Annotated in this window: 19 protein-coding genes; 9 read left to right on the top strand and 10 right to left on the bottom strand. The window is 37.2% G+C overall.

The genetic code is table 11. The annotated features are described in order from the left end of the window. Positions 1 to 13 precede the first annotated feature (13 nt). From QF028_RS20595 to QF028_RS20575, 5 genes are all read right to left on the bottom strand, one after another. Entirely contained in the window at positions 14 to 199 is a 186-nt protein-coding gene (locus QF028_RS20595; protein WP_429468299.1) for a hypothetical protein, read from the bottom strand. A gap of 128 nt (positions 200 to 327) precedes the next feature. Beyond that, the gene (locus QF028_RS20590) at positions 328 to 1680 is read right to left on the bottom strand and encodes a hemolysin family protein (protein WP_410882243.1); all 1353 of its coding nucleotides are present in this window, start codon (positions 1678 to 1680) and stop codon (positions 328 to 330) included. Between the two features lie 292 nt (positions 1681 to 1972). Further along, positions 1973 to 3301 (bottom strand): hemolysin family protein, encoded by a 1329-nt coding sequence (locus tag QF028_RS20585; protein WP_429468296.1) that lies wholly within the window; start codon positions 3299 to 3301, stop codon positions 1973 to 1975. Between the two features lie 143 nt (positions 3302 to 3444). Further along, positions 3445 to 3999: a GNAT family N-acetyltransferase gene (locus QF028_RS20580; protein ID WP_214999914.1), complete on the bottom strand. Its 555-nt coding sequence runs from the start codon at positions 3997 to 3999 to the stop codon at positions 3445 to 3447. A gap of 122 nt (positions 4000 to 4121) precedes the next feature. Beyond that, positions 4122 to 5273, bottom strand: coding sequence for a histidine kinase N-terminal domain-containing protein (locus QF028_RS20575; protein ID WP_429468293.1), 1152 nt, complete (start codon positions 5271 to 5273; stop codon positions 4122 to 4124). A gap of 298 nt (positions 5274 to 5571) precedes the next feature. Between QF028_RS20575 and QF028_RS20570 the strand changes: the two genes are divergently transcribed. The 7 genes from QF028_RS20570 to QF028_RS20540 all read left to right on the top strand — a co-directional run bounded on the left by QF028_RS20570 (position 5572) and on the right by QF028_RS20540 (position 14948). After that, positions 5572 to 5796 (top strand): FeoA family protein, encoded by a 225-nt coding sequence (locus QF028_RS20570; protein ID WP_214999910.1) that lies wholly within the window; start codon positions 5572 to 5574, stop codon positions 5794 to 5796. Further along, a complete protein-coding gene (gene feoB / locus QF028_RS20565; protein WP_429468290.1) occupies positions 5796 to 7799 on the top strand; it encodes a ferrous iron transport protein B in 2004 nt (667 codons plus the stop codon). Before QF028_RS20570 ends, feoB begins: the two co-directional genes overlap by 1 nt. A 21-nt stretch (positions 7800 to 7820) precedes the next feature. Further along, positions 7821 to 7976: a FeoB-associated Cys-rich membrane protein gene (locus QF028_RS20560; protein WP_429468288.1), complete on the top strand. Its 156-nt coding sequence runs from the start codon at positions 7821 to 7823 to the stop codon at positions 7974 to 7976. A 110-nt stretch (positions 7977 to 8086) separates the two neighbouring features. Further along, the gene (locus QF028_RS20555) at positions 8087 to 8542 is read left to right on the top strand and encodes a helix-turn-helix transcriptional regulator (RefSeq protein WP_214999905.1); all 456 of its coding nucleotides are present in this window, start codon (positions 8087 to 8089) and stop codon (positions 8540 to 8542) included. A 153-nt stretch (positions 8543 to 8695) separates the two neighbouring features. Further along, on the top strand, positions 8696 to 10744 hold the full coding sequence (locus QF028_RS20550) for a transglycosylase domain-containing protein (protein WP_429468285.1): 2049 nt from the start codon (positions 8696 to 8698) through the stop codon (positions 10742 to 10744). A 434-nt stretch (positions 10745 to 11178) separates the two neighbouring features. Next, the gene (locus QF028_RS20545) at positions 11179 to 12936 is read left to right on the top strand and encodes an ABC transporter ATP-binding protein (protein ID WP_410882235.1); all 1758 of its coding nucleotides are present in this window, start codon (positions 11179 to 11181) and stop codon (positions 12934 to 12936) included. Continuing rightward, positions 12933 to 14948, top strand: coding sequence for an ABC transporter ATP-binding protein (locus tag QF028_RS20540; protein ID WP_429468282.1), 2016 nt, complete (start codon positions 12933 to 12935; stop codon positions 14946 to 14948). The genes QF028_RS20545 and QF028_RS20540 overlap by 4 nt, the downstream gene beginning before the upstream one ends. A 40-nt stretch (positions 14949 to 14988) precedes the next feature. On the opposite strand, the gene QF028_RS20535 is transcribed toward QF028_RS20540, so the two are convergent. Continuing rightward, a complete protein-coding gene (locus QF028_RS20535) occupies positions 14989 to 15609 on the bottom strand; it encodes an NAD(P)-dependent oxidoreductase (RefSeq protein WP_214999899.1) in 621 nt (206 codons plus the stop codon). A 318-nt stretch (positions 15610 to 15927) separates the two neighbouring features. On the opposite strand from QF028_RS20535, the gene fumC reads away from it, so the two are divergent. Further along, on the top strand, positions 15928 to 17310 hold the full coding sequence (gene fumC, locus QF028_RS20530) for a class II fumarate hydratase (RefSeq protein ID WP_429468279.1): 1383 nt from the start codon (positions 15928 to 15930) through the stop codon (positions 17308 to 17310). 74 nt (positions 17311 to 17384) lie between these two features. On the opposite strand, the gene QF028_RS20525 is transcribed toward fumC, so the two are convergent. Then, entirely contained in the window at positions 17385 to 17588 is a 204-nt protein-coding gene (locus tag QF028_RS20525) for an alpha/beta-type small acid-soluble spore protein (protein ID WP_168242404.1), read from the bottom strand. A gap of 355 nt (positions 17589 to 17943) precedes the next feature. Here QF028_RS20525 and QF028_RS20520 point away from each other — a divergent pair, with 355 nt between their 5' ends. Next, entirely contained in the window at positions 17944 to 18186 is a 243-nt protein-coding gene (locus QF028_RS20520) for a hypothetical protein (protein WP_168242405.1), read from the top strand. Between the two features lie 34 nt (positions 18187 to 18220). On the opposite strand, the gene QF028_RS20515 is transcribed toward QF028_RS20520, so the two are convergent. The 3 genes from QF028_RS20515 to QF028_RS20505 all read right to left on the bottom strand — a co-directional run bounded on the left by QF028_RS20515 (position 18221) and on the right by QF028_RS20505 (position 20660). Beyond that, positions 18221 to 19321, bottom strand: coding sequence for an ABC transporter ATP-binding protein (locus QF028_RS20515; RefSeq protein ID WP_429468274.1), 1101 nt, complete (start codon positions 19319 to 19321; stop codon positions 18221 to 18223). Between the two features lie 105 nt (positions 19322 to 19426). Then, positions 19427 to 20338: a PucR family transcriptional regulator gene (locus QF028_RS20510; protein ID WP_429468271.1), complete on the bottom strand. Its 912-nt coding sequence runs from the start codon at positions 20336 to 20338 to the stop codon at positions 19427 to 19429. Between the two features lie 130 nt (positions 20339 to 20468). After that, entirely contained in the window at positions 20469 to 20660 is a 192-nt protein-coding gene (locus tag QF028_RS20505) for a hypothetical protein (RefSeq protein WP_214999893.1), read from the bottom strand. Positions 20661 to 20709: the final 49 nt, after the last annotated feature.

Genomic DNA, 20709 nt, shown 5'->3' with positions numbered 1-20709 from the left:
ATAAGGATAGCGTTTACAATTTACTGAATAATGATTTGACACCTTGGTAAAGCAAAACAAAAGAAAATACTAAAATAGCAAGTGCCCCTACTAAATGGAAAAATGATGACAGCCCAGCTAAAAATGAAATTGTTGGCATATTAACTAAGGCAAAACCGGCTAAGATACAAGCTAAAAATAAATTTGCTAAACGATCCATTCTAAAATCCCTCCTTTGTGATTAGAATATGCTTTAAGAGGATCGTTGACTGGTCAAGAGTCCTATAATCATTTATTTTTCTCAATAAAAAAACCCAGACCGGAAACCGATCTGGGTTAAGAACTTCTTTAAGATAGCACTTCTGAATTGGATATTGAAACTTGTTGGCTAACTGCCTCTCCATTATTGGCAATTTTGGTGACCTCGATATATTTAATATGGTGCTCTTCCATATCGAGAATTTTAAAGGAATAGCTTTCATGAAGTAGGATGTCTCCTTCTTTTGCTTCGTAATTCTCGGTTAGAATCCAACCGCCAATCGTATCGACATCTTCATCGTCAATCTCCACTCCCAATAAATCATTGACCTCACTAACTAATACTTTAGAATCGATAATATAATGGTTTTCTTTAATTTTGCGAATCTCTGGAATTTCATCCATATCGAATTCGTCACGAATTTCCCCAACAATTTCTTCTAAGATATCCTCAACAGTAACCAGCCCGGAAGTACCGCCATATTCGTCCATTAAAATCGCCATATGGACACGGTCTTTTTGCATTTTTACTAATAAGTCATGGATAGGAATCGTTTCTATTACTCTAATTATTGGTCGTGTATAGTTTTCTAGAGTACGTTCAGCTAGTTTTTCATTACCAATTAAATCAGTCATAACTTCTTTTATATTAATAAGCCCAATTATATGATCCTTATCACCATCAATGATGGGATACCGTGTAAATTTTTCTTCACGTAAAACCTGAAGAAAAGTCTCTAATGTATCATCCTTAGATAAGGAAACGATTTCCGTTCTAGGGACCATAACTTCTTTGGCAATACGGTTATCAAATTCAAAAATTTTATTTACATACTTAAACTCTGATTGGTTAATTTCACCACTTTTGTAGCTTTCAGATAGAATAATTCGAAGCTCTTCTTCTGTATGGGCGATTTCGTTTTCAGAAACAGGCTTAAGCCCAAAAAAACGTGTTGTAATTCGTGCAGAACCATTAAGCAGCCAAATTACAGGATACATCACCTTATAAAAAAGGATGAGCGGACGTGACATCATCAGGGTAATCCATTCTGCTTTCTGGATCGCCAATGTTTTAGGTGCAAGTTCACCAATTACTACATGTAAAAATGTAATCGCTGCAAATGCAAAGCCCACAGATAATATTTGGTTAAAACTTTCGGGAATATGCAGGCCTTTAAAAATAGGGTGCAGGATCTTTTCAAATGTCGATTCACCAAGCCAACCTAATCCAAGGGCAGTAATGGTAATTCCTAACTGACAGGCAGAAAGGTATTCATCTAGGTTCGAAATCACTCGTTTAGCAGTCACAGCACTCGAATTTCCGTCTTCGATTAACTGATCAATTCTTGAGCTTCTTACTCTGATAATAGCAAATTCTGAAGCTACAAAAAAAGCAGTTAAAGCAATTAAAATGGCTATAATAACCAAGTTAAATATGTCCAAATAAGTTCCCTTAGCCCGTTTTTAGACAGGTAAGGAGTCACCTCCCAGTTTAATAAAAAAAATTAACTCGTATCAAAATAAACTCATATCTAGTTTTCTGCTAATCTCGTCTAATGGTCATTATACCACCTCGACAATTTTGTAAATTAACAATAATTATAAAGAATTTGAACCGTACAGTCAAACGTTCTGGTTAGTATATTGGTTGATAACTATATTTTATGGGAAAACATAGTGAATATGAACAGTAAAGACGAAATATTACAAAAATTATCTAAAATAATAGTGGCTCCTAATCAGGAGCCACTTCCACTTTTTTTTGTTCTGTTTTTGCTTTATATACTTCAATATATAAGATATGGTGACCTTCTATCTCATTAATTTCGAATACAAATCCGTCGTTTTCGATGGAATCACCTTTATGTACATCAAACTTTTGTGTTAAAAACCAACCCCCAATCGTGTCTACATCTTGCTCATCAAGTGATGTGCCCAGTAGATCGTTTACTTCGCTTATTAGTACTTTTCCATCCAAAATAAAATGACCATCTGCTTTTTTCTGAACCAGTGGGAGTTCATCTAAGTCAAATTCATCCCGTATTTCACCAACAATTTCTTCAAGAATATCTTCGACCGTGACAATTCCTGCTGTCCCTCCATATTCATCAGATAAAACGGCCATGTGTGAACGGTTTTTTTGCAGTTTGACTAGTAGTTCCTGAATGGGAATTGTTTCAATGACATGAATGACTGGCTTAAGATAAGGGATAAGCGGCCTTTCGCCGGTACATTTTTGCTGAATACAATCGGTTAAGACCTCTTTAATATTAACAACACCTAAAATATTATCTTTGTCACCATCAATAAGGGGATATCTAGTGTATTTTTCTTCCTTGACTATTTCAATAATTTCTTCCATTGAGGCATCCCTGGATAGAGTTACAAGCTCAGTTCTCGGAACCATAATTTCTTTTGCAATCCGGTTATCAAATTCAAAAATTCGGTTCATATAACGGTATTCAGATTGATTTATTTCCCCACTCTCATAGCTTTGTGAAAGGATTAACCGTAGTTCTTCTTCCGAAAGGACGATATCATGCTCAGAGGCTGGTTGTATTCCGAAAAGCCCAGTAACAAATCTGGCGGAACGATTAAGAATCCAAATAAAGGGATACATCAGCTTATAAAATATGATTAACGGTCGTGCAAAAAACAAGAGGATTTCTTCTGCTTTTTGAATCGCTATCGTTTTTGGTGATAATTCCCCAATTACAACATGGAAATAGGTTATAGCAATAAAAGCAATGATAAACGAGATAATGTGTTTTAAAGATAAGGGTAATTGAATCCATTCAAAAACGGGATCTAGCAGCTTTCGAATAGTGGGCTCACCCAGCCATCCTAATATTAGGGAGATGATTGTAATTCCAACCTGAGTAGCTGATAAATATCCATCCAAATTAGAAATGACTTTCTTAGCTGCTTCTGCTTTTGGGTTTCCTTCTGACAGTAATTGATCAATTCTGGTTGTTCTAACCTTTACCATCGCAAATTCAGAAGCGACAAAAAGTGCGGTAAAGGCTATTAGGATAACAATAATAATTACATTCATCCAAATCATCTATCACCTTACAAAAGGTAAGGTATGCCACCTCACTTACGTTGTACTGTATACATTATTTCAAAAAAAAATTCTATTAGCAAATCGGCCTATAAAAAATGCTGCCAATAGGCAGCATGTAACGATTTGTAATTAGACATTTTTTAATAGGCAATTCTTTTATTCCAGTCGCGGGCAAGCATGCTATAAACAAAAAGATCATGATATTGTCCATACAATTGTTCGCCATCTCTAATGATCCCTTCCTTTACAAAACCGAATCTCTCAGGAATCGCACGGCTTTTTTTGTTTTTTATACCACAGCGAATTTCAACACGGTTTAAGCCTAATGTGAAAAAGGCATAGTTTATAAGGGATTGAACGGAACGAGTCATGATCCCATGACCTTCTGCATTTTTGGAAAGATAATAGCCGATACTTGTCATACGGTTATGCCAATCAATTTGATGTAATCCAATTGAGCCAACTAGTTCACCTTTATAGAGTATCCCTACGTTTAATCCGCTATTTTCTGAGAACTGGGACAGCCATACGGGAATAATCGACTCAAATTGATAAGGGGAGTTCATGCTATCCACCCAGGGCATCCATTCACGTAAATGTTCACGATTCTCCTCAACTAGCTGATACAGCCTTAAGGCGTGATGCTGCTGGAACAACTGGAGCTCAATTTCATTATCAACCTTTAATGTAAACATTGGCCTAATCTCCTGATAAAAAATTTTAGTTCATCATATGCAACAGGAGTTTATAATGGAAGATATATTGAAGAGAAAAAAAAGAATCCCTGCTTTAATGAAAGTGGGATTGGATAATAGGACTATGAATGACCTTGTTCATTGCCACTAGGGATGGCTGTGACTGGTAAGCTAATCGAAAATGTTGTTTTATCAGGAGTGGAATCACAAACTAAATTCCCTTTATGTTTTTCAATAATTTCTTTACATACAAACAATCCAAGACCTGTACCCAGTTTTTTTGTCGTGAAAAATGGTTCGAAAATGGATTTTCTAAGTTCAGCTGGGATCACTGGGCCATTATTGGAAATATTGATTTTGATGGACTGATTTTCGAGACTGCTATTGATCTCAATTGTTGGAGTGGGATTCTCATCATGATTCAATACATCTATCGCATTAAATATGATATTAATTAATACCTGCCTAATTTCATCCGCATACCCATTAAGAGTAATATCTTCACTTAATTCTTTTCTTATTTTTACTTTTCCATCGAGAATGCTTGGGTATAGAAAGTTTAATACTTCATCAATTAATTTATTTAAATTGAAGTCATCCTTTTCTTTTCCAATTAACTCCTTTTTTGATAAAAGTAAGAATTGCGAAATACGAAAATTAAGTTGATCCAATTCACTTGAAATGATATCTAAATATTTCATATCCGGATAATCAGCTTTCAGCAATTGAATAAATCCTTGAACAGATGTTAGTGGGTTCCTAAACTCATGAATAAAGCTTGATGTCATCTGGCCGAGTAGTGTTAATCGATCCTGATGGGTAGAATCGATGTGCATTGTTTTTTCTTCGATGATTTTGTTTTTTGCTTCAGAATAATGTGAAACAGCATAGTATAAAAATTTATCAAAGCAAAAATTTATCCTGTTTAACGCTTCTTGCATATCTGACCATGGGATCCCAGTGTTACCTAAAAAGCTGTATAAAACTGTTCTCCCAAGATTTACATTATAAACAAAATCTCCAAGGTTAATATCAGCCAATACTCTTTCTTGCGAAACTTCTATGGCTAGCTTTTCGATAATGTTTAAAAGCTCTTGCTTAGTCATTTTATGCATATTAAGCAAAGCTTCGAGTAAGGCGGCTCCGTTTTCATGAATCTTCAATTTAAAAGGGTCTGCTTTAGTGGTAACAATAGCATTTTCCCATTCTTGAATCAATTTCTGTTTATTTTGATTAAAATAGTCAATTAAATCCGTTTCGCTTTCCGTGAACATGCCGTTTTCCCCCTATGCTATTGACAAAACTGCTTACAGTGTAAATTCGATGATTAAAGCAAAAATCCTTCTTTATTTTATCATAAAAAGTGTTACTTCCGATTTTAATCATAATACTAGAATCATATGGGAAAATAAGAATAAAATCTAGCATCACTCAGTTTATATTTTTTTCGTAAAAGCCACAAAAGATTTCGAACTTTTGACAAATTTATTATGATTATTACCTATAAATAAGTGTTAAAATGACGATATAGAAAGATAATCATTCTCAATTAACATAGATAGGGTGATATAAATGTTCGGATTGTTAAAAGCAGGGGGTAAAGGGAAAATCGTTAATCTTTCTCAAGTTGGTCTCCTGGTGCAAAGACGTTTACTTGACTTAGGGATCACAGAGGGCTCAGAAGTGTGTGTGAAGTGTGTGATGCCATTTGGCGGGCCAGTTATGATTGAATCATGTGGACAATGTGTCGGTATCCGCCGTAGGGAAGCAGTTCAGATTGTAGTGGAGAAAATATAATGGAAATCGCTCTAATTGGAAATCCCAATACTGGGAAAACTTCATTGTTTAATAATCTAACAGGATCCTATGAGTATGTTGGTAACTGGAGCGGCGTAACCGTTGAAAAGAAAGTTGGTATTTTTAAAAATAATATTGGCCATTTAATTGATTTACCAGGTGTGTATACACTTAATCCGCTGTCAAAGGATGAAGGAGTGGTTACATCCTTCTTTTTGAATGAATCCGTTGATCGCCTGCTAAATATATTAGATGCTTCACAATTAGAACGTAATTTACATTTGACCTTGCAATTGCTAGAGTTTGAAAAGCCATCCCTTATTGGACTTAATATGATTGATGTGGCGAATAAGCGCGGGATTCAAATAGATGCAGGAAAGCTTTCAAAGTTTCTCGGGGTGCCAGTTGTTCCGGTGGTGGCAAGAAGCGGTAAAGGCTGTGATAAACTAGTAGATGTCATCTCAACAAAATCAATCCAGCCTGTCAAAAAGAACCTCGTTTACTACGGTAAAGAGGTCGAAGAAGCGATTGTGACATTGACCGGTATGTTAAATGGAAAAACCGAACTTTCTGCACGCTTTCTAGCGATCCAATATTTTGAAGGAAATGAATATGTTAGAGACTATTTAAATAGCATTGTAGATGTAACTAAGCTAACTTCTATTATGGCAAATCTTGATTCAATATTACAGAAACAATATGATGTAAAATCTTTAGCCAACTATATTTATCAAAAAAGAAAAGAAGTAATCGAGAAGATTTTCGCGGAAGTTGCTAGGAAAAGTAATTCAGATATTCCTCTTTCTGAAAAAATTGACAGTATTGTTACGAATCGCTTTTTAGGAATGCCAATTTTCTTGTTGCTCATGTATTTTATGTTTATGTTGACTTTTGATTGGCTCGGAACCCCATTATCTGATCTTTTGGATGGATGTTTAACCGGACCGATTACGGCAGGATTTGAGAAGGTATTAACTGCTATCCATGCTTCCGATTTTATTCATGCTTTAATTATTGAAGGCTTAGTTGCAGGGGTAGGCGGGGTTCTCGTCTTTGTACCGCAAATTTTTATCCTCTTCTTTTTTATATCTTTATTAGAAGATTCAGGGTACATGGCTCGAGTCGCATTAGTAATGGACCGGATTATGGAATCAGTTGGCTTAAATGGGAAGGCATTTATCCCAATGATGATTGGTTTTGGCTGCAATGTACCAGGAATAATGGCAGCAAGAACAATTGAAACACCAAGGGAGAGGCTGTTAACCATTTTACTAACCCCGTTAATGTCTTGCTCGGCACGATTACCGGTATATGCATTATTCGTTGGAGCGTTTTTTGCAGGAGATAAGGCATTGGTTGTCCTTAGCCTGTATGTACTTGGCATCATTGTTGCGTTAACCTTGGCAAAAGTCTTTTCTTCTACTGTACTTAAATCAGAAACTTCATTATTTGTTATTGAACTGCCGCCATACCGACTGCCCCAATTTCTATCACTTTGGAGAAGTACATGGGATAAAGGGAAAGGATTTGTAAGAAAGGCTGGAACATTTATTTTTGCTGGTTCTGTCTTTATCTGGCTGCTATCATATGCGGGTCCCAATGGTTTAAAGGTTGACATGGATGATAGTTATTTAGCGGTAATTGGGAATGTTATTGCGCCAATTTTTGATCCGATTGGTTTTGGAACATGGCAGGCATCCGCATCGTTAATTACTGGATTCTTGGCAAAAGAAGCAATTATTTCTACCATGAATATCATCTATTTTGTTCCGAACGATGCAAGTCTGCAAGGGTTATTGGCAGATTATTATACACCGCTTGCAGCTTATAGTTTTATGGTTTTTATATTGTTATATATTCCATGCTTAGCGACGGTTGCAACAATCTATAAAGAAACGAATTCAAAGAAATGGACAGCTTTTTCAATGATGTATGCATTTGCTATTGCGTATGTCCTCTCTTTGATTATCTATCAAGGCGGCAAACTGTTTGGACTTGTGTAATTCTTAAAAGAGGTGGAGCAAATGATTGCCAATATTTTGATAGGGGCAGCTATTTTTGGATACGCGAGCTGGACCTTGGTCAGGTTTATTAATAAATCGAAAAAGGGAAAATGCGGCGCATGTGATTTGAAAGATTCATGTTCTAGCAAGTGCGGCATCCCTCCTAAAATACAATAATTATTAAAAGACTGCTATCCATGAGGTAGCAGTTTTTTTATGTTAATATTTGAATGATACGACAATCTAGTGTAAAATTACACTAGTTGCGATTGAAGGAAGGGCTGAACGTGACCAGGGATGAAATTATGATGCAGGTTTCTGAAAAACTTCGTCTCATACGAACCGAGGCAGGTTATACTCAGGATAAAATGGCAGAAATCATTGGTGTCTCAAAGAAAACACTTGTTCAAATTGAGAAAGGCAGAGTTCTTGCCAACTGGTCTACCGCTGTTTCTATTTGCGCTCTTTTTCGTGAAACGGAAACAGTCCAATTCTTATTTGGAAATGAACCGCTCGAAGTGTTAGAAACGGTTGCCCGTGAAGGAATAGATATTCGTAAATCAAAAACGTTTGGCGGCAGGATCTGGTGGAGAGTATTATCAAAGAAAAACGGTTATATTCTTCAACAAAATATTCTAAGTAAACATTTTCGCATCTTAGATGAAAGAAATTACCGCATCTTTAGCAGTATTGATGAAAAACTTTCGAGACAACGCTTTAAAGAATTGATAAAAAATGAATAATAGACATTGAAAAGATGGGAATTCTGCCCATCTTTTTTCTTTTTTGTGGAATACTAATCGTTGGAGTTATCTTTCATAGAAAACCATCATAAAATCAACCCCATACTCAAAAAAGTATACCTGTTAAGATTACAGTTAAAGGATGTTTTTCATTTGGTATTTAAAGATAAAGTTAGCGCCATTTTTATGAATTGGAAAAAGTGGCACTTACTACAAATATTAGTGCTATCAGTATTGGTTCTCGTCTTAAGTTTTTTCGGTCTTCTTTATTATTTTTCCAAGGATGCAGATATTTCTGGACTTAAAAACGAGCTGCCCCAAGCAACCGTGTTTTATGATGTAAACGAGAATGTAGCAAGTAAAGTGTCGGCCAATAAAAATGAAGGTGTCTCAATCAAGCAGGTTCCTGATTCATTGAAAACTGCCATCATTGCCATTGAGGATCATCGGTTTTATCAACATAAGGGTGTCGATCTAATTGGAACCTCTAGGGCACTCATCCGAGACTTAAAAGCTGGAGGAATGGTCGAAGGCGGCAGTACCATTACTCAACAATTGACAAAGAATACTCTACTTACATCACAAAAAACTTTAAACAGGAAGATGGAGGAAGTTTTTTTAGCACTTCAGATTGAACGGGAGTATTCGAAACCCGAAATCCTCCAAATGTATTTAAATCAAATCTACTTTGGAAATGGTGCATGGGGAATAAAGACTGCTGCCAGCAAATATTTTGCCAAAGAAGTGAAAGACCTAACAATCAGTGAATCTGCCTTACTCGCAGGGTTAATTAAAGCGCCATCAGCCTTAAATCCGTATGAACATATGGAGAAAGCGACTGAAAGGCGAAATCTAGTATTAACACAAATGCGAAAACAAGGGTATATTTCGAGTCAGCAATATGAGAAGGCGAAGCATGAAAAAGTGGTTTTGAATGATAGGGGAGGGGACCCGTTCAGAGGTAAATTTCCATATTATGTTGATCAGGTATTAGATGAAGCAATCAACCAATACGGCTTATCACAGGATAAATTACTAACAGGCGGCTATCAAATTTATACAGAGCTAGAGCCGACGATGCAAACAGCAATGGAAAAGACGTATCAAAATGATACATTATTTCCAAAAGGAAAGGATCGCCTTATACAGAGTGGTGGAGTATTAGTTGATCCAAAGACAGGAGGGATCAGGGCCATTGTTGGCGGTAGAGGGAAACACACCTTTAGGGGCTATAATCGTGCTTCACAATTAGAAGCACAGCCAGGATCCTCCTTTAAGCCATTAGCTGTTTATACACCTGCACTGGAAAATGGCTGGGGAATTACCGATATGTTAAAAGATGAACCGATGACTTTTGGCGATTATCAACCGAGTAATTACGATCATCAATATGCTGGAGAAGTGCCGATGTATGAAGCCGTTAAAGAATCAAAAAATGTTTCAGCTGTATGGTTATTAAATGAGCTGGGGATCGAAGAAGGATTAGATTCTATCAAACGGTTTGGAATTTCATTGGACAAAAATGACCGCAATTTATCACTTGCCCTGGGAGGCTTGCATAAAGGAGTCTCTCCCCTCAACATGGCTGAAGCCTTTGCTGTTTTTCCGAATCATGGTGTAAGAGTGAAGACCCATGCAATCAAGAAAATTGTGGATGCAGACGGAAATGTAATCGCTGAGTGGAAAACAAAAAAGGAGCGAGTCACTACAAAAGCTGTTACCGATAATATGACGACAATGCTCCTTGGTGTAGTTGAACAAGGAACAGGAAGTGCTGCACAAATACCGGGCCGAGAAACGGCAGGGAAAACAGGTTCAACTCAGGTTCCAATCAAGGGCATCAATGGAGTAAAGGACCAATGGTTTGTTGGTTATACACTACAGCTGGTTGGAGCTATCTGGGTAGGCTATGATAAAACAGATGCTAATCATTACGTAACTCCAATAAGTAAAAAAGGTTCGGCGGTTGTTTTTCGTGAAGTGATGACGGAGGCACTAAAGAATGCACCATCGGAAAGCTTTAATGTCCCACATATTACTTCATTGATAGAGAAGAAAAGGCTGGAAGAAGAGGCGAAGAAACGAGGTAATATTCAAGAGAACTTTAATAATGAGGTTCAGAAATGGGAAGAGAAGTGGAATAAGCAAAAGGAAAAGTGGAAGAAGAGGTGGAAGAATAGAGGGAATGGTGAGGGTCACTAATATTTTTATCCGAATAGAAAATAGATAAAACAATTCTGAAAAATGGGAATTGACTTTTAAATAAACTGGTGATAATCTAACAAAAGAAGAAAAAAAAGGAAAGGGAGGGTTACAATAATGATTAAATTCAATCCAGCTTTTTTACCATTTGAATATTTGAATGTAACCTGTCCTGAAGAATTTTCCTGTTAATTTTAGACGCGAAAATTAATAAATGACAAAAACACAGGTTGCGTTTTATTTGATACGTAACGTGTGTTTTTTTTGTCCCTTTTTTTAATAGGAGGCATACTGCACTACTGCGGTATGTCTTTTTTTATAAATAAAAATGCTTTAAGGAGGTAAATTTGATGGGAAATTTAGAATTAGTCAGGATTGGAAATACAACGGAGGCGCTAGAAGGCGGATAGTAAAACATAAGGGGGCAGTCAGTTATGTTTGCGGTATTAAAAAAATTAAGTTGGTTCTTTAGAGAAAATTGGCAGCGATATATGATTGCCATTACGCTATTAATTTTAGTTGGTATTTTGGATGTGATGCCGCCAAAATTAATTGGAATGGCGATTGATGAAATTCATATCGGTATTATAAGTAAACAGAAAATTCTCAGGTACCTCGGTATCCTTTTATTAATTACGGTGTCATCCTACGCGATCACCTATGTATGGATGTATCGTTTATTTGGAGGGGCCTTCCTCGTTGAAAGGAAACTCAGGTCTCGATTTGTCAAGCACTTATTAAAAATGACCCCGGGATTTTATGAAAAAAATCGAACAGGGGACTTAATGGCACGTGCTACAAATGATTTAAAAGCCATCTCTATTACAGCAGGTTTTGGGATCCTAACCCTAGTGGATTCTAGCGTCTGGATGTTAACCTTGCTGTTGACAATGGGACTTTTCATTAGCTGGAAGTTAACATTAGCGGCTATTATCCCGCTGCCATTAATGGCCATTTTAATGAAAATTTATGGGAAAAGGATTCATACTCGCTTTATGGAAGCGCAGGATGCCTTCGGTGAACTGAATGACAGGGTGCTTGAATCTGTCGCAGGAGTAAGGGTCATCCGTGCTTTTGTTCAAGAAGTGGCTGATAGTAATCGGTTTCATCAACTTACGGAGGATGTTTATCATAAGAATATTAGGGTTGCAAAAATTGATGCCTTATTTGATCCCACGATAAAGGTGCTTGTAGGAATAAGCTATTTAATTGGTCTCGGGTATGGTGCTTATTTAGTTTTTCATCAAACGATTACATTAGGCAATCTGGTTTCCTTTAATGTGTATTTAGGGATGCTGATATGGCCAATGTTTGCTATTGGTGAGTTAATCAATGTGATGCAAAGAGGGAATGCCTCTCTAGACCGTGTGAATGAGACACTTAATTATAAGGTAGAAGTCGGCAATCCACTCGAACCTGTTGCAATCGCTACAGCGGATCGTATTGATTATCAAAAGGCAACCTTCAGGTATCCATCTTCTAAAAATGACAATCTAAAAAATGTGGATGTTAAACTTCTTCAGGGGCAAACATTAGGAATTGTAGGTAAAACGGGCTCAGGAAAGACCACCTTTATTAAGCAGTTATTAAGGCAATATCCACTTGGGACCGGTAAGGTATCTATTTCAGAGGTATCATTAGAGGAACAAACCTTGAATCAAGTCCGCAACTGGATTGGTTATGTGCCCCAAGATCATGTCCTGTTTTCTCGAAGTGTGAAAGACAATATTCTTTTCGGCAGGACAGATGCCAGCGACGAAGAGTTAGAAACAGCCATAGATTTAGCGGCGTTCCGTAAGGATCTTGAAATGCTTCCGGAAGGATTAGCTACGATGGTAGGAGAAAAGGGTGTGGCCTTATCAGGAGGGCAAAAACAACGTATTTCGATTGCCCGCGCGCTTATCAAAAATCCAGAAATCCTTATTCTTGATGATTCCTTATCAGCCGTTGATGCGAAAACAGAAAAACAAATTATTGATAATATCCGCTTGGTAAGAACAGATAAAACAACGATTATTACTACTCACCGAATGTCTGCTATCGAGCATGCAGACCATATTATCGTTCTAGATGAAGGCAGAATTGTTGAAGAGGGAACACATGAACAACTGATTGAACACAATGGGTGGTATAAGGAACAATTTATCCGCCAACAGATTGCAGGTAAGGTCGATGAGGGGGTATCAGCATGACAACTGGGAAGCGATTAACTAAGTACGCTTTTACTTATAAAAAAATTATTATAGCGGCATTGCTCATGCTGACCATTTCTGTCGGAACCGACCTTGCAGGACCGTTTATTGCTAAAAATATTATAGATCAGCATATATTAGGGATTGAATCTGTTTGGTATGAAACGGCAAGTGGCAATCGGGCAGTGAATTATGACGGGAAATTTTACACAAGAGAAAAGTATTTATCTATATCAGAACAAAAGGGAAAACAAATTCAAATTTTGCAAGTCGGTTCCAAGTTCGTTTTCATTGACCAAAGACTTGAATTTGATGGGAAGAGAAGCTTAAAAGAAGGAATTTTGGAGATTAAAAAAGGTGGACGAAAGGCAGAGTATCAGGCGAAAACCCTAAAGGGGTCTGAAATATTATCCTTTTACCAGCCAGAGATTCCAGCTATCTTTCAACTATTGGCCATCTATTTTGGACTCTTGGTTGTATCAGCCGTTTTTCAATACGGAGAACGTTTTTTATTACAAAAATCAGCCAACCGTATCATTCAAAAAATGCGAGAAGATGTCTATGGTCAGATACAACGGCTGCCGATTAATTATTTTGATAATTTGCCTGCAGGTAAAGTGGTAGCAAGAATCACGAATGATACAGAAGCAATCCGGGAGTTATATGTTACTGTTCTTGCTACCTTTTTTACTAGTGCCATATATATTACAGGAATATATGTTGCCTTGTTTATTTTGAATGGAAAGCTTGCAGCGATTTGTTTGTTATTATTGCCAATTCTATATGCATGGATGCTAATATACCGGAAGTATGCTTCTAAATATAACCGTGTCATCCGGTCTAGGAATAGCGATATAAATGCAACCATCAATGAGTCCATCCAAGGGATGAGTATTATTCAGGCGTTCAGTCGCGAAAAAGAAACAAAAACAGATTTTGAAAAACTAAACCATGAGCATTTTACGTACCAGAATAAGCTATTAAGTTTAAATGCATTAACCTCTCATAATCTGGTTGGGATATTAAGAAATCTCATTTTTGTGGCATTTATTTGGTATTTCGGGGGCCAGGCGCTGAATACTTCTACTATCCTATCACTTGGGATGCTATATGCCTTTGTTGATTACATCAACCGCCTTTTCCAACCTGTTCAGGGGATTGTCAATCAATTGGCTAATTTAGAGCAGGCACTTGTGGCCGGTGAACGAGTATTCAAGTTGATGGATGAGCCAGGGGAAAATGTTAGTGGTGAGCGGATTGCTCGTTTTAAAGGGAATGTAAGATTTGATCATGTTTCGTTTGGATACAAAGAAGGAGAATTCGTGCTAAAGAATATTGATTTTGAAGCGAAGCAAGGTGAAACAATTGCCCTCGTTGGTCATACAGGTTCTGGAAAAAGTTCGATCATGAATTTACTTTTCCGCTTTTATGATTGTCAAAAGGGGAAAATTACGATTGATGGAAGGGATATTGAAACCATCCCACGTCAAACGATCCGAAACCATATGGGCATCGTTTTACAGGATCCCTATCTATTTACAGGAACGATTGCTTCCAATGTAAGTCTTAATGATCCTTCGATTACAAAAGAAAAAATCGAGAAAGCATTAAAGGATGTTGGAGCAGAAAAGGTATTCAAAAATTTAGAAAATGGGTATGATGAACCTGTTCTTGAGAAAGGAAGCACCCTTTCGAGCGGGCAGCGGCAGATAATTTCTTTTGCCCGTGCGCTTAGCTTTAATCCTGCGATTCTAATTCTTGACGAAGCCACTTCTAGTATTGATACAGAGACAGAAGCAGTGATTCAAGAGGCTATGGATGTCCTGAAAAAAGGGAGAACAACCTTTATCATTGCCCACCGGTTATCAACGATTCGAAATGCCGATCAAATAATTGTATTGGATCGAGGGACGATCGTTGAAAAGGGATCACATGATGAATTGATGGGGAATAAGGGGAAATATTATCAGATGTACCAACTTCAGCAGGGCAGCACAGATCTGGCAGGATAGAAAAATGGCCCCTTAACGAAATTTGTTAAGGGGTCTTTTTTCAATAAGTAAGTCCCACTCGCGAGCCGATAAATTGTTTGTTAATAAGCTGCTTAAATACGAAATCAGCTGTATCGTAAATCGAGATGGAAGAAGGATGATCAGGTAGAAAGTCTTTTTCGTACCTGTAATATCCTTTTCTTTCACCTATAGGTAAGTAGGTAGGACATACAACCGTCCAATCAAGTCCAGAATCTTTTAGCATTAAATAGGCTTTTAAGTGTTCCTCCGCATCACGAGTGCTTTTCCGTTTCGACTCAGAGGATTGAAATCGATATAAATGTGGGGCAGAACGAGCCTGCAGAATTCCTGCTGTACCAATTGTAATAATTCGGCTTATTTCCTGCTCTTTCATATGTTTAATGATTAATGGCATCGATCCAGACAGAGTAGTGGTGCCATCTGTATTTAATGCACTAATGACCACATCTGAACCAGTTAAGCTATTAGCAATATCTGTCTCATTTAGTACATTACCTGTCTTAACCTCAAGACCTGCACCATTACTATTTAGCTTTTTCATATCTCTCACTAGTGTAGTTATAGAATGTTGCTGGGACAAAGCATTTTCTAAAATGATGGAGCCTACCCTGCCCGTTGCACCAAATAGGCAAATGTTCACAAAAAGTTCACCTCTTAGTCAATAATGTGTAATAATCATCACTTGTCAAACCCGCCGCTTGTGATATTTTAAAAATGTTTAAGTATTTAATAATATCGGGGTGGGATGTATATGTCAGAGTATTCAGTAGTACTATTGATCGGTAGTTTTTTAATCCTTTCTTATTATATCGGATATACAATCATTAAACATTAAATTATTAACTGCAGACAAGTGTCTGCAGTTTTTTTATATAAGTAAATTGTAAATAGTTTAATAAAATGGATAGGAATGGGTATATATATTGAAGTATACGAATTTGTGAGGTGTGGATGACACGTGGAGAATTATCGAATCGAAAAAGATACGCTTGGTGAGGTTCGTGTGCCAGCAGATAAATATTGGGGTGCGCAAACACAACGAAGTAAGGAAAATTTTAAAATTGGCTCCGAAAAAATGCCATTGGAATTAATTTATGGCCTGGTTTTTATAAAAAAAGCTGCAGCAATCGTCAATTTTCAATTAGGTAAACTCAGCGAGAGGAAAATGAAGGCAATCATAAAAGTATGTGATTCTATTCATAACGGAGAGATGGATGAACATTTTCCATTGGTAGTTTGGCAAACAGGCAGTGGTACTCAATCCAATATGAACGTAAATGAAGTCATTGCCAATCGGGCGAATGAATATTTAAAAGAGCAAGAAGCCAATCTTGAAAAAATCCATCCGAATGATGATGTCAATTTGTCGCAAAGTTCCAATGACACCTTTCCGACAGCAATGCATATTGCTGCCTATACAAAAATAGTTGAGGATCTCCTTCCTGCTATTTCAGAATTAAAAAACACGCTGCTTGTAAAAGAGAAGGATTTTTCAAAAATAATTAAAATAGGTAGAACTCATTTGCAGGATGCAACACCACTAACGCTGGGACAAGAGATCAGCGGATGGCGGGCAATGCTTGAAAAATGTGAAAGGATGATAACAGAGGCAAACCAGTATCTGCTTGATTTGGCGATAGGAGGGACAGCTGTTGGTACAGGAATCAATGCTCCCTCACAGTTTGGTGACAAGGCTGCCGAGCAGATTTCGATGCTCACAGGTTATCCATTCCGTTCCTCTGGGAATAAATTCCACTCATTAACAAGTCACGACGAAATTGTTCATGTTCATGGGGCGTTAAAGGCTTTGGCAGCTGATTTAATGAAAATGGCTAATGATGTCCGCTGGCTTGCTAGTGGGCCGCGCAGTGGAATCGGTGAACTTAGCATTCCCGCAAACGAGCCAGGAAGCTCCATTATGCCGGGGAAGGTTAATCCTACTCAGAGTGAAGCGTTGACGATGATTGCGTGCCAGGTTTTTGGGAATGACGCCGCCATCGGATTTGCGGCAAGCCAAGGGAATTTTGAGTTAAATGTGTTTAAACCAGTAATAATTAATAATTTTATCCAATCAATCAGGCTCCTATCGGATGGAATTAATTCTTTTAATAAAAATTGTGCCTTAGGTCTCCATGCCAATGAAGAAATTATCAAAGAGCATGTAAACCGATCTTTGATGTTGGTTACAGCGTTAAATCCACATATTGGCTATGAAAAGGCCGCAGAAATTGCCAAACTTGCATTTAAAGATAATTGCTCATTAAGGGAGGCGGCCATAAAAATAGGCTATGTTTCAGAAGAACAATTTTCAAAATGGGTTAGACCTGAAAATATGATTTAAACAATGAAAGCCCCCTTCCAAAAGAAGGGGGCTTAGCCATAATATTTATTTGTATTTACTGGTTTTTCTAAAAATTAGCGTTGGAATCCGCCAAGTTGAGATTCAGCCATTGCTACTAGACGCTTTGTAATTTCTCCTCCAACAGAACCGTTGGCACGTGAAGTAGTATCGGCACCAAGATTTACACCAAATTCAGATGCAATTTCATACTTCATTTGACTAAGAGCTTGCTCGACACCTGGTACTAGAAGTTGATTAGAGTTGTTGTTAGCTGCCATAGTTGAATAACACTCCTCTTAATAAGTTTGGGGTCAGTATGGAGTTGAACCATAATGGAGATTAAACCATTGCCGCCTTGGCCTAACCCATGTTATCAATGTTACCTTTGATAAGCTTCTACAAATTGGAGATTCATTCATTGTCTTTTGTTTGGTTGGATGAGTCGGACTTGCACCGGCTATTACCCTTTTTGGTTTCATCCATCGTTGTAAGTAGGTGTTGCTTGCTTTGTAATACTTATTATGATTAAAACGGAAAGACTTATTCGAGAATTTAATTGGTAATTATTTCCATCACATATGGTTTGCAAGTTAACACAAACTAAGATTATCAACTAAAAAAAGGGTGAATAGGATGTCAGTATGCCCAGTATGTAATGGTTTTCGGGAAGCTTACTTATTATGTACAAGTTGCGGTGAGCCTATGATGGAGAATGGACGTCTTATGGATTTTTATGATGATTATAGTCCATACATGGAAATAGATCTAATGAAGATGGAGGATGGGTATCCTGATACAAATTCAGGTCAAAAGTGTCCCCATGTGTATCGATGTCCTTCCTGTAATAAAGAAGAAGTATTTTTTATAAAAGAATAAGCCCCGTTTCGTGAACGGGGCTTATCGGTTATTATTATGGGCGGATTCGAGATTCTGTTTCAACATCAAAGAAATGTGCTTTGTTCATATCAAATGCTAGTTCTAAAGTATCGCCAGGATGAATATCTCCACGGGAGTCAACGCGGGCTACGAAATCTTGGCCGCCAATACTTGAATAGATCATTAATTCTGCACCAGTTAACTCTGCAACATCAACGTTAGCATTAATTTTTGTACCTGCAGACGCATCAATGAAAACTGGCTCATCATGAATATCTTCAGGGCGAGTTCCAAGAATGATTGATTTTCCAACATAGCCTTGTTCACGAAGATATTTCATTTTTCCTTCAGGAACAGATATAGATGTTTTTCCAATCATAAATTTTCCATCCTCTAGTTTTCCGTTAAAGAAGTTCATTGCTGGAGAGCCGATAAAGCCACCGACAAAGACATTCTCAGGCTTTTCATACACTTCTTTAGGTGAACCAACTTGTTGAATGACACCATCCTTCATAACAACTAGTCGAGTAGCCATTGTCATTGCTTCAGTTTGATCGTGCGTAACATAGATAGTAGTTGTATCTAAGCGGCGGTGAAGTTTTGCAATTTCAGCACGCATTTGAACACGAAGCTTTGCGTCTAGATTTGATAAAGGTTCATCCATTAGGAATACCTTAGCATCACGGACAATGGCACGTCCTAATGCTACACGTTGACGCTGTCCACCAGATAGTGCTTTAGGTTTACGTGTTAAGTAAGCCTCTAAACCAAGAATTTTTGCAGCATCTTGTACACGACGATCAATTTCATCTTTAGGGAACTTGCGCAGTTTTAAGCCGAATGCCATATTATCATATACCGTCATGTGTGGATAAAGAGCGTAGTTTTGGAAAACCATAGCGATATCACGATCTTTCGGTGCTACGTCGTTCACTCTTTTACCATCAATGTAAAAATCACCTTTTGAAATATCTTCAAGACCAGCAATCATTCGTAGTGTAGTAGATTTTCCGCACCCAGATGGGCCAACAAACACGATAAATTCCTTATCTTCAATATGTAAATTGAAGTCTTGAACAGCTGTTACTTTATTATCATAAATTTTATAAATGTGATCTAATTTTAACTCTGCCATTTGTAATTCCTCCCTTTATCTTGTTAACAATATTGTACAATTAGAGGTAAAAAATCAGTATGGACAGAGTGCACAAAGATTGAAAGCGCTTTTTTGGGCAGATTGTTACTTTTCTTTACTCTGCTCATAAAGTAGACAAGCTAAAAACACTGTAAAAGCACCGTAAAAATCCTTTAATTGGATTCCAGTTTTATCGATGAATTTATCGATCCGGTATTGAAGTGTATTTCTATGAATATACAACTTTTTTGCCGTTAAGCTGGCATTTAAATTATTTTCGAGAAAGACTTTTATAGTTGAATACATCTCTGTTTCTTCATTAAAGACTCCAAAGATTAATTGATTGACCCTTTGTTTTAAATCAGCCGGCAAGTGATAAGCTAAATAGGATGGGAAGACGCGCTCAAATGTAAAGATATTCAGGTGGGTCACAAGATTCGAAATCCCAAAAGAGAAGAATTCTTTCTCTTGAAGATATTTTGAGCGAAGTTGATCGGAAAAAGGATGGAACTTTCCGATAAAAAAAGAAATTTTTATATAAAAATCACTTTCTAATGTTTCAGTCATTGAAATCAAATCTTCCTCTGTAAGAGCAATCGCGTTGCCCTCTTCAATGACAATACCTCGACTGCGGTTTTCCCATATAATCATAATTTCTTCAGTAAAAAAACCTTTTAAGGCAGACTCAATTTCGCTTTGATTCGTATCATCGCTGTTAAATTGAAACTGAATGTAACGAAGATATGTCTCAGGTTTACAAGTAGGGAGAGGACCATCCAATAGTAAATAGGTATCCCATCCCTTTGCAGCGGAATTGCTCGAAGGATTTTTATATTCAACTAATTGGTAAATTGTTTTAAGAAGGGTTAATTCCTTTTCAGTTACCACAGCTTTAGGAATGGCGATCCATTCGTTTTCAATCTCATTATAGAAGATATAAAATTGTTCAGAGGGATTCACTGGCTTAACTGGAAACAAAATGGAATTCTCATAAATAGACAATAATTTTTTTAACATGGTTGATTTCCCCGTTTTTTAATATTTACTTGATTCATTTATTATACCAGTAGTTGATAAAAGCAAGAAAATAATAAAGGCTAGCCTTTGTTAATGCGGGCTAGCCTCTCATATATGGTGGTTATAAAGATTAATCGCATTCATAGGGTGGTTGTTCTTCGATGAACTCATGGGCTTCCTCGATATTAGTTGTATCATGGCGTGAATGGACAGAACCACCAGACATGCCTTCGTTAATCATCCGGTCCACATCCATGAACACCTTATCTCTGCCTTCATAAGCAGAACCTAAATCCGTTACCTTGTCTTTTCCTTTATCCATAACCATCATCCCTTTCCGTAAACTATTTCTAGTTTGTGGAAAAGGTGAG

Origin of the sequence: Neobacillus sp. B4I6 (assembly GCF_050434045.1) — a bacterium.
Taxonomy (GTDB): Bacteria; Bacillota; Bacilli; order Bacillales; family Cytobacillaceae; genus Neobacillus.
The sequence above is the reverse complement of the archived record's forward strand: the minus strand, read 5'-3'. Positions and strand labels throughout refer to the sequence as shown.

Coding starts and splice junctions, on each gene's coding strand:
- QF028_RS20595 (WP_429468299.1), bottom strand. CDS start 199: ATGGATCGTTTAGCAAATTTATTTTTAGCTTGTATCTTAGCCGGTTTT.
- QF028_RS20585 (WP_429468296.1), bottom strand. CDS start 3,301: ATGATTTGGATGAATGTAATTATTATTGTTATCCTAATAGCCTTTACC.
- QF028_RS20580 (WP_214999914.1), bottom strand. CDS start 3,999: ATGTTTACATTAAAGGTTGATAATGAAATTGAGCTCCAGTTGTTCCAG.
- QF028_RS20575 (WP_429468293.1), bottom strand. CDS start 5,273: ATGTTCACGGAAAGCGAAACGGATTTAATTGACTATTTTAATCAAAAT.
- QF028_RS20570 (WP_214999910.1), top strand. CDS start 5,572: ATGTTCGGATTGTTAAAAGCAGGGGGTAAAGGGAAAATCGTTAATCTT.
- feoB (WP_429468290.1), top strand. CDS start 5,796: ATGGAAATCGCTCTAATTGGAAATCCCAATACTGGGAAAACTTCATTG.
- QF028_RS20560 (WP_429468288.1), top strand. CDS start 7,821: ATGATTGCCAATATTTTGATAGGGGCAGCTATTTTTGGATACGCGAGC.
- QF028_RS20545 (WP_410882235.1), top strand. CDS start 11,179: ATGTTTGCGGTATTAAAAAAATTAAGTTGGTTCTTTAGAGAAAATTGG.
- QF028_RS20540 (WP_429468282.1), top strand. CDS start 12,933: ATGACAACTGGGAAGCGATTAACTAAGTACGCTTTTACTTATAAAAAA.
- QF028_RS20525 (WP_168242404.1), bottom strand. CDS start 17,588: ATGGCAGCTAACAACAACTCTAATCAACTTCTAGTACCAGGTGTCGAG.
- QF028_RS20520 (WP_168242405.1), top strand. CDS start 17,944: ATGTCAGTATGCCCAGTATGTAATGGTTTTCGGGAAGCTTACTTATTA.
- QF028_RS20515 (WP_429468274.1), bottom strand. CDS start 19,321: ATGGCAGAGTTAAAATTAGATCACATTTATAAAATTTATGATAATAAA.
- QF028_RS20510 (WP_429468271.1), bottom strand. CDS start 20,338: ATGTTAAAAAAATTATTGTCTATTTATGAGAATTCCATTTTGTTTCCA.
- QF028_RS20505 (WP_214999893.1), bottom strand. CDS start 20,660: ATGGATAAAGGAAAAGACAAGGTAACGGATTTAGGTTCTGCTTATGAA.